This window comes from Haloplanus sp. HW8-1 (assembly GCF_023703795.1).
In the GTDB taxonomy this organism is placed as follows: Archaea; Halobacteriota; Halobacteria; order Halobacteriales; family Haloferacaceae; genus Haloplanus; species Haloplanus pelagicus.
The window spans coordinates 2,362,026-2,374,633 of sequence record NZ_CP098518.1 but is presented as its reverse complement, the minus strand read 5'-3'; the positions used below and the strand labels follow the sequence as shown (position 1 = coordinate 2,374,633).

11 protein-coding genes are annotated in these 12,608 nt (G+C 69.9%); 6 read left to right on the top strand and 5 right to left on the bottom strand.

Features of this window, described 5'->3' with window-relative positions; genetic code table 11:
• The first annotated feature begins 25 nt into the window (after positions 1–25).
• Positions 26–292: a MoaD/ThiS family protein gene (locus tag NBT82_RS12575; protein ID WP_251328462.1), complete on the top strand. Its 267-nt coding sequence runs from the start codon at positions 26–28 to the stop codon at positions 290–292.
• A gap of 9 nt (positions 293–301) precedes the next feature.
• On the opposite strand, the gene NBT82_RS12570 is transcribed toward NBT82_RS12575, so the two are convergent.
• Both NBT82_RS12570 and NBT82_RS12565 read right to left on the bottom strand, forming a co-directional pair.
• Entirely contained in the window at positions 302–1,321 is a 1,020-nt protein-coding gene (locus tag NBT82_RS12570) for a PLP-dependent cysteine synthase family protein (protein ID WP_251328461.1), read from the bottom strand.
• A gap of 84 nt (positions 1,322–1,405) precedes the next feature.
• Positions 1,406–2,611 (bottom strand): YeeE/YedE family protein, encoded by a 1,206-nt coding sequence (locus NBT82_RS12565; protein WP_345780690.1) that lies wholly within the window; start codon positions 2,609–2,611, stop codon positions 1,406–1,408.
• Positions 2,612–2,769: 158 nt separating this feature from the next.
• On the opposite strand from NBT82_RS12565, the gene NBT82_RS12560 reads away from it, so the two are divergent.
• Genes NBT82_RS12560 through NBT82_RS12550 form a run of 3 tightly spaced genes read left to right on the top strand, consistent with a single transcriptional unit; the run spans position 2,770 to position 6,089 of the window.
• The gene (locus NBT82_RS12560) at positions 2,770–4,077 is read left to right on the top strand and encodes a YncE family protein (protein ID WP_251328459.1); all 1,308 of its coding nucleotides are present in this window, start codon (positions 2,770–2,772) and stop codon (positions 4,075–4,077) included.
• On the top strand, positions 4,078–5,145 hold the full coding sequence (locus NBT82_RS12555) for a sulfurtransferase (RefSeq protein WP_251328458.1): 1,068 nt from the start codon (positions 4,078–4,080) through the stop codon (positions 5,143–5,145).
• Positions 5,145–6,089: an NHL repeat-containing protein gene (locus tag NBT82_RS12550; RefSeq protein ID WP_251328457.1), complete on the top strand. Its 945-nt coding sequence runs from the start codon at positions 5,145–5,147 to the stop codon at positions 6,087–6,089. Before NBT82_RS12555 ends, NBT82_RS12550 begins: the two co-directional genes overlap by 1 nt.
• Before the next feature lie 16 nt (positions 6,090–6,105).
• Here NBT82_RS12550 and NBT82_RS12545 read toward each other — a convergent pair whose 3' ends face one another.
• Positions 6,106–7,323 (bottom strand): mandelate racemase/muconate lactonizing enzyme family protein, encoded by a 1,218-nt coding sequence (locus NBT82_RS12545; protein ID WP_251328456.1) that lies wholly within the window; start codon positions 7,321–7,323, stop codon positions 6,106–6,108.
• A 184-nt stretch (positions 7,324–7,507) separates the two neighbouring features.
• Between NBT82_RS12545 and NBT82_RS12540 the strand changes: the two genes are divergently transcribed.
• Positions 7,508–8,803: a nickel pincer cofactor-dependent isomerase, group 22 gene (locus NBT82_RS12540; protein ID WP_251328455.1), complete on the top strand. Its 1,296-nt coding sequence runs from the start codon at positions 7,508–7,510 to the stop codon at positions 8,801–8,803.
• A gap of 50 nt (positions 8,804–8,853) precedes the next feature.
• Here the strand turns inward: NBT82_RS12540 and NBT82_RS12535 are convergent, their stop codons facing one another.
• Complete coding sequence (locus NBT82_RS12535) at positions 8,854–9,327, bottom strand: NUDIX hydrolase (RefSeq protein WP_251328454.1); 474 nt, start codon at positions 9,325–9,327, stop codon at positions 8,854–8,856.
• A 117-nt stretch (positions 9,328–9,444) separates the two neighbouring features.
• A complete protein-coding gene (locus NBT82_RS12530; protein ID WP_251328453.1) occupies positions 9,445–10,278 on the bottom strand; it encodes an E3 ubiquitin ligase family protein in 834 nt (277 codons plus the stop codon).
• Between the two features lie 107 nt (positions 10,279–10,385).
• Between NBT82_RS12530 and NBT82_RS12525 the strand changes: the two genes are divergently transcribed.
• A complete protein-coding gene (locus NBT82_RS12525) occupies positions 10,386–12,599 on the top strand; it encodes an AAA family ATPase (protein WP_251328452.1) in 2,214 nt (737 codons plus the stop codon).
• Positions 12,600–12,608: the final 9 nt, after the last annotated feature.

Sequence of the window (12,608 nt, the reverse complement as noted above, 5' to 3'; positions counted from 1 at the left end):
ACGGCCAACCGTCCAACCTCGATCCATGCCCGAGATTAAGGTGCCTGCGGTACTCAGCGGCGGTGGCGGTTCGTCGTCGGTGGAGGTCGACGGGGACACCTTGGCCGAACTGTTCGAGAATCACGCGGCCGAACACGGTCCCGAACTCCGGGACAGCGTCGTCGAGGACGGCGATATCAAGGAGTTCATCAACGTCTACGTTGACGGGTCGGAGGTGTCCGGGCTCGACACCCCGGTCGACTCCGGGAGCCGGATCCGCGTCATTCCGGCGGCCAGCGGCGGCCGGGTCTGATCACGGTCGTCATCCCTCGTCCAGATACGCCTCCCAGAGCGGGATGTCGGCGTACTTGTCGCCGCGGTCACAGAGCACCATCACGACGACGTCGTCCGCGGACAGCGGCGCCGTCTCGTGGAGTTCGTGGACGGCCTGGACGCCGGCGCCGGACGACGTCCCGACGACGAACTGCCCGTCCACGCGGAGCCGTTCACGAACCGTCGACTCGTCGTACTGACCCGTATCGACCACCGGAATCTCGGCGTCGGCGTAGACCTCGCGGAGTTCCCGTGCCCGGTCGTACGCGTCGCTCGTGTTCACGTAGACCTTCTCGTCCAGCACCGACTCGTCGTACGTCTCGGGGTGGTAGTGGTCGCCCGTCCGGAGATATTTCAGGCCGTCGATGGCGTGCAGCACCTCGGCGGGTTCGAAGCCGACGACGGTCACGTCGCCCGCGTCGTGCAGTCCCCGACCGGTGCCGGTGACCGTCCCGCCCGTGCCCACACCGGCGACGAAATGTGTCACGTCGCCGTCGGTCTGCGATCGAATTTCGGGGGCGGTCGTCCGCTCGTGCGTGCCGGGGTTGTCGGGGTTCTCGTACTGGTTGGGACGGTAGTACCGGTCGGGGTCCTCCGCGATGAGTTCCTCGCAGCGGTCGATGACGGCGTCGTAGCCGAGGTCGGCGTCGACGAAGTGGATCGTCGCGCCCGCGTCCTCGACGGCGCCGATCTTCCCCCCGCTGGCGTTGTCGGGCATGACGATCTCCACGTCGTAGCCGCGGGCGGTCGCGAGACGTGCCACCTCGCTACCGGTGTTTCCGCTGGTGGGCTCGATGACCGTCGTTCCGGGCGTGAGGTCACCCCGCTTCTCGGCGCCGTCGAGCATCCCCTTGGCGATGCGTGACTTGATCGACCCGCCGCCGTACGGCGCGTCGTAGAGGTTCAGCCACTCGACCTTGGCGTAGACCGTTGCGGGGACGTCGACGGCGAGTTCGATCAGGGGCGTCTCGCCGATGTGTGACTCGTCGAACGCGAGGGACTCGCTCATACCGTAGCCACCGCGGCCGACGAGGAAGGGTGTGACGCCTCCGGCACGATCCAGTGATAGCGTCGCTCCGGCGACGCCGGGCGATCAGATCGCACAGCCCACCTCCCGGTAGAGCCAGTGAGTCATCACGTACGTCCCGAGGACGATACCGGCGCCGGCGAGGATCGAGTGTACGGAGAGCAAGGCGACGCCGCTGAAGAGATTGGCGATGTTACACCCCGGTGCCAGCCGGGAGCCGACGCCCATGAGCAGGCCGCCGACGATGGGGTTCGCGAGACGCTCGCGCTTGGGCCACCGAATCCGGAAGTCGCCCGACGCCCGCGCCGCGAGAAACGAGCCGACGACGACCGAGAGCACCATCAGCATGTCCACCGTGACGGAGATGCCGCCGCCACGAAAGAGGACGGAGCCCCAGTATTCGACGTTCCCGACGTCGACACCGGCCCGGGAGAGCAGCCAGCCGGCCCACTTGGCTTCGCTCCCGGTGATGGCCCAGGCACCGTAGACCCAGAACCACAGACTGGCGACCAGCGCCAGGCCGACGCCCGCGGCCCGGGCGTCCCAGGAGTCGCGCAGACGGGCCGAAACGGGGCGATCGTCCGACCGGACGGCCTCGACGTAGTCTCGCGTACCGTGGGCGAGTTCCCGGAGCCCGAGGGACAGCGCCGTGATCGAGCGTCCGGGAGCGGCCGCCTGAGCCCGGGTGTCGGCGGCGACGTCCGTCCCGCCCCGCGGCTCCTCGGGGAGGCGCGCACGGCCCCGGACGAAGGCGTACAGCAGGACGATGGCCGCCGCGACCAATACGCCGGTGACCGCGGGCGGCCAGGGCAGCGCCAGGTAGAGCGTCGCCCCCTCGCCGAACCGGAGCGGTTCGAAGTAGACCGACCGGAGCGTCGGGAAGGCGAAGGCGAACAGGACGTATCCGATGCCCATGAACAGCAGGGTGATCCAGAACTGGACGTAGCCCTGGCCGGCCCGATAGAGGGTGCCGGACGCACACCCGCCGGCCATCGTCATCCCGACGCCGAAGACGAACCCGCCGAACAGCGACGCGAGCCCCCACGGCGGCGTCCAGAACCCGCGGAAATAGCCCAGGGTCGCCTGGAGGCTCCAGAACAGCGTCATCACCACGACGCCCGCGAGGACGCCTTTCAACACCCGCGTATCTTTAAACGCGACGAAGTCACGGAAGGCACTGACGAAGCAGAATCGTGCTTTCTGCAGCAGGACGCCGAACGCCAGCCCGACGCCGATGGACAGGGCAATATACCCCAGTGGCGAGAGTGTCAGCATGGTGGAACCGAGTACCTCCCGGCGTCTCGCTCTGACGGTACGGTGCAGCCTTGCCCCTTGACCCCGAAGCCGGCAATATTTTCTTCATACTCGGATAAAGGGCAATGGCTCATCGCTCCGGTGTACCTATCCCCGTCGGGCCGGTAGTTCCGGTAATGAGCGATACGTCCGGAAGCGAAGCACTCTATCCGAACCGAGGGGGCGAGCGCGCGTCGGGGGACGAATCGGGGCGCGTCTCCCGCCGCCGGCTCCTCGCCGGTTCGGCCGCGGCAGGGATGGCCGCGACGGCCGGCTGTGCAGGATCGTCCGACGACGGCACGGGAGGCGGTTCGGGCGACGGCGGCCCGCCGACGGTGTTCGTGTTCAACACCGGCGACCGGACCGTGAGCGTCATCGACGCCGCGGCCGACGAACTGGTGACGACCGCCTATCTGGGCGCCACGTCGTCGTTCCCCTCGAACCAGTACGTCGTCGACCAACTCGCGACCGAGGAGTCGGTCATGTGGCTCAACGTCGAAGACGGGGTCCGGGCGTTCACCGCCGCCTCGCTCTCGGAGGAGATGTCGTTCGAGACCGGCTCCGGGGCGAACTGGCAGGAGGTCACCCCGGATGGCTCGCATCTGGTCGTCAGCGCCAGGGAGCCGACCCACATGCAGTACCGACTCGACGCCGATCCGACGTCGGGGACGTTCGGCGAGGTGACGGCCGAGATCGACCGCAAGCCCGAGGGCGGCCGTGGCGAGAACCAGGGACCGGGCCCCTGTGACGTGACGATCCACCCGAACGGGCAGTACGCCTACGTCCCCGACATCTTCGGCGACACGCTCTCGATCATCGACGTCGAGTCGTTCGAGATCGCGAACCAGGTGGCCGTCGAACCCACGGCCGGCGCCGACGCCGTCCGCCCGTGGATGGACACCGCGGCCTGGGACGGCGAGACGATGCTCGTCGAGAACAACGAGGGGGAGACGGGCACGGAGAGCGTCTGGGATATCAGCGATCCGGCGAACCCCGAGGAGGTCGCCCGCCTGACGAGCGAGGACGGCCTCGGCGAACTGCCGTTGACGAGCGAGATCGGCCCGGACTCTGCGGTCGGATACGTCTTCACCGCGGATACGAACGACGTGACGGTCGTCGACCTCGCGTCCGCCGAAGTGACCGACCGGATCGATCTCGGCGGGTCGGCCTTCGTCGGGACGTGGGGGCCGAACCAGGAGAAACTCTACGTTCCGGTCCAGACCGCCGACGAGGTGAAAGTGCTCGACCACGCGGCCGGCGAAATCGTCGAGACGATCTCCGTCGGCTCGAAGCCCTACGGGGCGACGGCCGGGCGCGTGCGACCCCAGACCGACACGGCGGCCGACATGCTGGGGACGATGGCGACGCTCGGCATCGACATCGCCGCGAAGGGCACGGGCACCACGTACTGTATCGGCAACTGTGCCTGCGGGCACGAACTGTAGATGGGCGACGATCACTCGGAGGACACGAGCGACGACGATGCCGGTGCCGACGGCGACGTCACTCGCCGCTCGTTGCTGGCGGCCGCGGCGGGGGCCGGCGTCGCGAGCACCGCGGGGTGTGCGGGCATCAGTACGCCCGCCGACGTGGCCAGCGCCGCGTCGATTCGCGGCAACGTCGCGTACTTCCGCGGTCCGGACCAACTGACCGCGGAGTCGGCCGTCTTCCTCGACGCCCGGAGTCGCGAACGGTTCCGTCGGGAGCACGTCTACGGGGCGCGTCGCGTCCCCGTCGAATCGGTGACCGCACGGGCCGAGCGCGAGTCGGGACTCGTCCCCGACGCGGACGCCATCGCGTCGACGCTCGGATCGGTCGGCCTGACCCCCGACCGGGACGTCGTCGTCTACGGGAGTAGCGTCGGCGCCCGTGTCTCTCGGGTCGTCTTCGCCCTCGAATATCTCGGTCACGAGGGCGAGATCACGGTGCTCAATGGCGGCTACGAGGCCTGGAACGGACGAGTCGGCGTCGGATCGCGGGTCCCAGTCGAGACGAGGTACGAGGCGTCTCCGAACGACGACCTGATCGTGACGCGCGACTGGATCGCCGATCGGGTCGGCTCGTTCAACGCCGACGGGCCTGGGTTGATCGACGTTCGACCGCCCGAGGCGTATCTCGGTGCGCGAAACGCCGCCAAACTGGTCGACTCGAACGCTCGTCACGGCCACCTTCCCGGGGCCGTCGACGTCCACTGGACCGGTAACGTGAACGGCCAGCAACTCGCCGAACCGGGAACGCTCGCCGGGCTGTACTTCGAGTCGGCCGGCGTCGACATGGACGGTCCGACCGTCGTGTACGGACAGGGGAACGTCAACCCGACGAACACCTGGCTCGTCCTGCGTGCGCTCCAGGCCGAAGACGTCCGGTTGTACGACGGCGGGTTCGGGGAGTGGGCGAACGTCCCCGAGACGCTCCGCGGGCGCTATCCGGTCGAGACGAAGACGACGACGGTCGTCGAAACCACCGGCTCCGTCGGCGGCGACGACGACGGCGGCTTCTCCTGTACCGGCTGATGCTCGTCGCCGTCCCCTGTGCCGGCGCGGACTGCGTACTCCTGCTCGACGGGGGGGACGGGAGCGAACGCGGGCGGATTCCGGTCGGCTCGCATCCGGTTCACCTCGCGACGGTCGACGGAACCGTCTTCGTGGCGACGATGGGCGAGCGCGCCGTCGCCGCGATCAGGGACGGCGGGGTGGCCCGGATCGACCTCGGGGTCCTCGGCCCGTCACACTTCGCGGTCACCGACGACGGCCGCCTGCTCGTCCCCTGCACCGGCGGCGACGCGCTGGCGGTCGTCGACTGCGAGGCGCTGCGGCTGGTCGATCGGGTCGGCGTCGGCGCGGAGCCTCACGACGTCGCCGTCCGCGACGGACTGGCGTTCGTCGGAAGTCGAGCCGAGGGGACCGTCTCGGTGGTCGACCCCGCCGCCGGCCGTCTCCGACGGACGGTCGACCTCGGCACCGAGGCGCGGATCCAGGGCGTCGACGCGGGTGCCGGCGCTGTCTACGCCGTTGATCAGGCTGGCGGGCGAATCGCCAGGGTCACCGAGTCCGGCCGCTCGGCGGTGGCACCGGTCGGCACGAACCCCTACGAGGCGACGGTCGCCACCGGACGGCTGTTCGTCCCGGGTCGGGACGACGGAACGGTGACCGAACTCGATCCGAGACTCTCGGACCGAACGCGCCACGACGTCGGTGGACGGCCCTGGGCGGTCGTGGCGGCGGACGGTACCCCGTGGGTGCTCGACCGGGAGCGGGCCGTCCTGCACTCCCTCGCCGACGACCAACGCGTCGACCTCCCGGCGCCCGCGTTCGCCGGGGCCGCGATTCCGGAGACGGGTCGACTGGTCGTCGCCCACTACGACCACGACCGAGTGAGCCTGATCGATCCGGACGGGTCGGGGACGGTGTGGACGGTCGAGACCCCTGCGGAGCCGTTCGATCCGTCGCTGGTCTGACGACCGCGCGGGGCGGCTACGACCAGAGGCCGTCGCCTTTGGCGTGCTCGGCGGCGACGTCCTCGTCGAGTTCGACGCCGAGTCCCGGCGTCTCGGGCACGGCGATCCGGCCGTCACGGATGAGTGGGTCCGACCGAACGAGCAGGTCGTCCCACCAGTCGACCTCCAGGGCGTGGTACTCCAGGTAGCCGAAGTTGGCGACCGATGCCCCGAGGTGGACACAGGCCATCGTCCCCACGGGGCTGCAGACGTTGTGCGGCGAGAACGTGATGTAGTTCTCCTCGGCCCGACTGGCGATGGCCCGTGACTCCGCGAGGCCGCCACACGTTGTGGGGTCGGGCGTCACCACGTCGACGGCGAACTCATAGAGGAGGTCAGAGAACTCGTGGACGCGAAAGCGGTTCTCGCCGGTCGCGAGCGGCGTCGATGTCGAGCGGGCGACCTCCCGTTGGGCGTCGACGTTCTCGGGCGGCACGACGTCTTCGAGCCACAGTAGATCGTAGGGCTCCAGCGCGCGGGCGAGGCGCTTCGCGCTGTCGATCGAGTAGTCCCAGTGACAGTCGAAGGCGACTTCGGCGTCGTCGCCGACGGCCTCGTGGACCGCCGCGACGATCTCGCCTTTCTCCGCGACGTCGGCCGCTGAAAGCCGGCCGTTGAACGGATCCGGATCGTTGTCTGATGGCGTATCGAGGTCGAACTTGATCGCGTCGAAGCCCATCTCGACGGCCTCTTCGGCCGTCTCGGCGTACGCTGCAGGGCGGTAGGATTTCGACTCGCCGTACTCGGTGTAGCCGGTGTCGACGGCGTATGCCTCCCCCGCGTGGAGATCACAGTAGATGCGCACCTCGTCGCGGTACTTCCCCCCAAGCAGTTGATAGGTCGGGACGTCGAGAAGCTTCCCCGCGAGATCCCAGAGCGCGATCTCGACCCCCGAGGCCGCGGTCACCACCTTCCCCGTCGTGCCGCCGTGTCCGGAGGTCTCCTGTACCATCCGACGGAAGAGCCGTTCGACGTCCAGCGGGTTCTCGCCCACGAGGAAGTCGGCCATGTAGTCCATGATGTCCGTCACCGCGCCGCCACGGTAGGATTCGCCGAGGCCGGTGACGCCGGCGTCGGTGTGGATTCGCACGAGGTTCCAGTCGAAGTTCCCCTCGATCACGGCCGTCTCGACGTCGGTGATCCGCACGTCGCGGGCCTCGGCCCGCCGGGTCGACCGGTTGCTGTAGTCACGCACGGATCGTCACCACCCGGATCGCGCCGTCGTCGGCCGGTGTGTCCGTCGGGCTCGATGCCGCCACACGCGTATCGGTTTCGATCGCCATGGACGAGGGTTCGTCGCCCGGTGTCAAATGTCTACGTGAACTCGCCCGCGCACCGGCACCGACAGGGTTTACATCGGGCTGTCGCCACGTACGACCATGCGCTTTCCCGACGGCGACGTCATCGACGCGGTGCTGCCGTCACCGTCGCTGCCGCGGTTCGCGGCGGTACGGTACGATCCCGAGACCCCGGAACTCGACGACGTACCGGGCACGACCCGAACGGAACTCGACACGCTGCCGCTCGGCGACCTCTCCGACGGCGCCACGGTCGCCGTCGGCCTGGGGAGCCGCGGTATCCACGACATCGTACCGGTCGCACGGGCCGTCGTCGACGGACTCCGCGACCGGGGGTTCGAACCGGTCGCCGTCCCGGCGATGGGGAGTCACGGCGGAGCGACCGCGGAGGGGCAACGCGAGACGCTGGCCGGCATCGGCCTCACGGAGGACGCCCTCGGCTGTCCGATCGACGCCCGGATGGATACGACCGTCCTCGGGGAATCGGCGGTCGGGGCGCCGGTGCCGTTCTCGACGGCCGCGCTGGAGGCCGACGGCATCATCGTCGTCAACCGCGTGAAGGCCCACACGAACTTCACGGGACGCTTCGAGAGCGGGCTGACGAAGATGACGACTATCGGCCTCGGAAAACAGGCCGGCGCGGAGGCGGCCCACGAACACGCGCTCGACGAGGGGTACGTGCCGGTCATCGAGGCGGGATTCGAGGTGATCCGCGACGCGGCGCCGCTGGTGGGCGGGATCGCCATCGTCGAGAACTTCCACGACCGCACCGCCGCCATCGAGGGCGTCCCCGCCGACGCCCTGCCGGACGCCGAAGAGCCGCTGAAGGCCGCCGCCGACGAGTACATGCCGACGCTCCCGTACGACGACATCGACGTCTTGGTCGTCGACCGCATCGGCAAAGACATCTCGGGTGCGGGCATGGACACCAACGTCACCGGCCGGTATCGAGTGCTGAATACGGACGATCCCGAGACGCCGGCCATCGACCGCATCGTCGTCCGGGGGCTCACCGAGGCTACCCACGGCAACGGCAACGGACTCGGGGTGGCCGACCTGACGACCCGGCGGGTCGTCGACGAACTCGACCTCGATCAGGTGTACACCAACGCGCTCACCAGCAACTCGCTGCGCAAGGCGAAGCTCCCGGTCGTGCTCCCGGACGACGAGCGCGCGGTCGCAGCGGCGCTCTCGACCATCGGTACCTACGACCCCGAGACGGTTCGCGTGGCCTGGATCCGCGACACCGGCCACCTCTCCGAGTTCCGCGTCTCCGAGGCGCTCGCCCGGGAGGCACCCGAAGACGTCGCGATCGAGGCGTGGCTGTCGCTATCCTTCGAGGACGGCGAACCCGTGTTCGAGCCGGTCGCGGAGTGACAGGAAGCGGGTCGGTGACGACGACCGCACCGCCCACCCCCGCCGACCGATCAGTCGGCCGCGACGCCGCCGTCGGCGTCCGCCCGGTCGCCGACCCCCCCGCCCAGCGTGTGGAGGTAGTCGTCGAGGTCGAGTGCGAAGGCGGCGTCGGTCGGGAGGTCGACCCAAGAGAACTCGAACTGCGCCCCCCGTTCCGGTCCCGTGCCCGTGACGGTGTGGGTCCACGCGTCGCGTGGCTCGTGGACGGGGACGTGATAGAAGCTCCGAACGTACCGCTTGGGCGGCGACTCCCGACGAGTCCAGACGTCGGTCGCGAGGTGAGTCAGTCCCTCGAAGGTCGCCACCCCGCTCTCCTCGACCGTCTCGCGAACCATCGCGTCGCGGGGTCGCTCCCCCGGTTCGACGGTTCCTTTGGGGATCTGAAGCCCGTCGTGTCCCGGCCCCTCGAAGACCAGGAGTTCCGACTCGTTTCGGGTGACGTAGGCGCAGGCTTTCTTGACGTGCGTTACGTCTCGAAGTGACATATCAACCACGTTTTCGCCCGTCTGTATAATGGTTCGCATACGCCACGATCTAGGAATATTAGGTGTTCGAACGTCCGGACCAGCCGGTCGGACGGGTGACGGGGCGCCCCGGACGGCTCACAGCAGAGCGGCGAGGCCGGCGAGGCCGACGAGCGACGAGACGGTGCCCGCGACGAGCCAGGTGCGGGCGGCGGCGGCGACAGTCGACTCCAGAGTCGACTCCTCCCGATCCGAGACGAGAAGGGGACCGTCCCGGGGCGTGGTCACGATCGCCGACTCCGGTCGCGAGGCCGTGCCGTCGCGCTCCTCGACCCGCCCGAGGACGTACACCCAGTCGCCGGGAGCGAGGACGCCCTGCGTGTAGCGCCGCGTGCCGTGTGGCCGGTCGACGTCGGCGGCGTCCGTGACCGGGTCGGGCGCCCCGTCGAGACCGTGGTCCCGGTGGAGTCGCCGGATCTCGACCGGTGGCGTCTCCGCCGGCCCGAGTTCCGCCTCGACCGTGAACGACGTGAACTCGGCGAGTACGTCGTCGATCCGGACGCCGTTCGTGGCGCTGACACCGGCCGTCTGGGTCCATCTGCCCGCAGTCTCGCGTTTCGAGAGTGGGCCGACGGGGACCGATCCGGAGCCGTCGTCGACGCCGAACGCGGCCGCCTCGATGCCACGGGCGACCTCGCGCCATCGGGACGTGTCACCGCGTTCGTCCCACTCCTCGATCGTCCAGGCGGCGAGGACGGCGGGTCGCCCCGTGATCGGTGCGGTGACGAGGTCGTCGACCGGCGTCCCAGTCCCCTGGATCTCGACCGGACCGGGCGGGGAGAGCGCTTCGACGGGTGTCGGCGTGAGCGCGGTCATCCGGGCGTGGATACGCCGACGCTTCCAGCCCGTGTAGAGGCCGGCGATCCCCAGCGAGACGAACAGTACGGGGACGACGATCAGGTCCGGGACCACGACGATCGGTCGGCGGCGGATGGTAAAACGGTTGTGGCGCGCTCGTCGGCCACCGCGACGGGACCGGGAGGGAAGGGTAAAGGCCCGCCCGTCCCTACGGTCGGCCGATGAGCGAGAGCGCCGGGATCGAACTCACGGTACACAGCGCCGAGAAGCGCGACGCGGGCCGCGGCATCGCTCGGCTCCCGGAGGCCGCCCGGCGACGCCTCGGCGTCCTGAGTGGGGACGCCGTGCTGCTGGAGGGCGATCGGACGACGGTCGCGAAGCTCTGGCCGGCACGGGCCGGCGTCCCCGACGACGCCATCCTCGTCGACGCCGGGACGCGGGCCAACGCCGGTGTGGCCGTCGGCGACACGATCCGTGTGCGGACCGCCGACGTCGCCGACGCCGAGGCGGTCGTCCTCTCGGCGCCCGACAGCGTCGACGTCGCCCGCGAGTCGGCCCGGCGGGAACTCGGGCGGGCGCTCGACGGCCGTCCGCTCCGCACCGGCGACCGGATCCACGCCGAGAGTCTCGATGCGGACGCGTTCGTCGTGCGGGAGACGCGCCCCGACGGCGCCGTCCGCGTGGTCGAGGGGACGGATCTCCGCCTACACGGCGACGACAGGGGCGCCACGCCCGACGCGACGGTCCAGAACGACGGGCTGACGGCGGAGGAGGACGGAGCGGGGACCGCCGACGACCGGGGCGGCGCCGCGACGACTCGCCCGACGACCGGCGTCACGTACGAGGATATCGGTGGTCTCGACGACGAACTCGACCTCGTGCGTGAGATGATCGAACTCCCACTGTCGGAGCCCGAACTGTTCACCCGCCTCGGCGTCGACCCGCCGAAGGGCGTCCTGCTCTACGGGCCGCCGGGGACCGGCAAGACCCTGATCGCGAAAGCGGTCGCGAACGAGGTCGACGCCACCTTCATCTCCGTCTCGGGGCCGGAGATCGTCTCGAAGTACAAGGGCGACAGCGAGGAACGGCTCCGGCAGGTGTTCGAACGGGCCCGCGAGGACGCCCCCGCGATCGTCTTCTTCGACGAGATCGACTCCCTCGCGCCGAAACGCGAGGACGGCGGCGGAATGGAAGACCGGATCGTCGGCCAGCTCCTCTCGTTGATGGACGGACTGGAAGCCCGCGGCGAGGTGATCGTCATCGGCGCGACCAACCGCGTCGACGACCTCGATCCCGCGCTCCGCCGAGGCGGCCGCTTCGACCGCGAGATCGAGATCGGGGTCCCCGGAGAGGCGGGGCGCCGCGAGATCCTCGACGTCCACACGCGCCGGATGCCCCTGACCGACGGCGTGGATCTGGACCGCTTCGCCGCCCGCACCCACGGATTCGTCGGTGCCGACCTCGAATCGCTGGTGACGGAGGCGGCCATGTCGGCGCTCCGGCGCGCCCGGCGCGAGGGGACGGCCACGGACCACATCGCGGTCACGCGCGAGGACTTCGAGGCGGCGATGGCCGCCGTCGATCCGAGCGCCATGCGCGAGTACGTCTCCGAGACACCGACCGAGGGGTTCGAATCGGTCGGCGGCCTCGACGAGGCGAAGGCAACGCTGGAGCGGGCGGTCACGTGGCCGCTCACCTACGGCCCGCTGTTCGAGGCGGCGGACGCCGACCCGCCTTCAGGTGTCCTGCTCTACGGGCCGCCGGGAACCGGCAAGACCCTGCTCGCGCGGGCCGTCGCCGCGGAGAGCGGCGTCAACTTCGTCCGCGTCCAGGGGCCGGAACTGTTGGATCGGTACGTCGGCGAGAGCGAGAAGGCGGTCCGCGAGGTGTTCGACCGCGCCCGCCAGACCGCACCAGCCATCGTCTTCTTCGACGAGATCGACGCCGTGGCGACGGATCGGGACCGGGGGGACAGCGAGGTGACCGAGCGCGTCGTCTCCCAACTCCTGACCGAGTTCGACGCCGTCGCGGACAACCCCAACCTGATCGTCCTCGCGGCGACGAACCGGAAGGCGGTCCTCGATCCGGCCCTCCTCCGGGCCGGCCGCCTCGAATCCCACGTCGAGGTTCCCGCGCCCGACGAAGCCGCCCGGCGGGCCGTCCTCGATGTCCACACGCGCCGGAAACCGCTGGGCGAGGACGTCGACCTCGACGCCCTCGCGACGCGGACGGCGGGCTACTCCGGGGCGGATCTGGCCGCCGTCTGCCGGGAAGCAGCCATGCTCGCCGTGCGGGCGGTGGCCGACGCCTATCCGGGCGCCGAGGCAAACGACCACGCCGACGAGGTACGGCTGGACGCCGCGCAGTTCGAGGCGGCGCTCGATGCCGTGGCGCCGTCGCTCGCGGAACGGGATTCAAACCCCCCCGCGACGTAGCCGGTGACG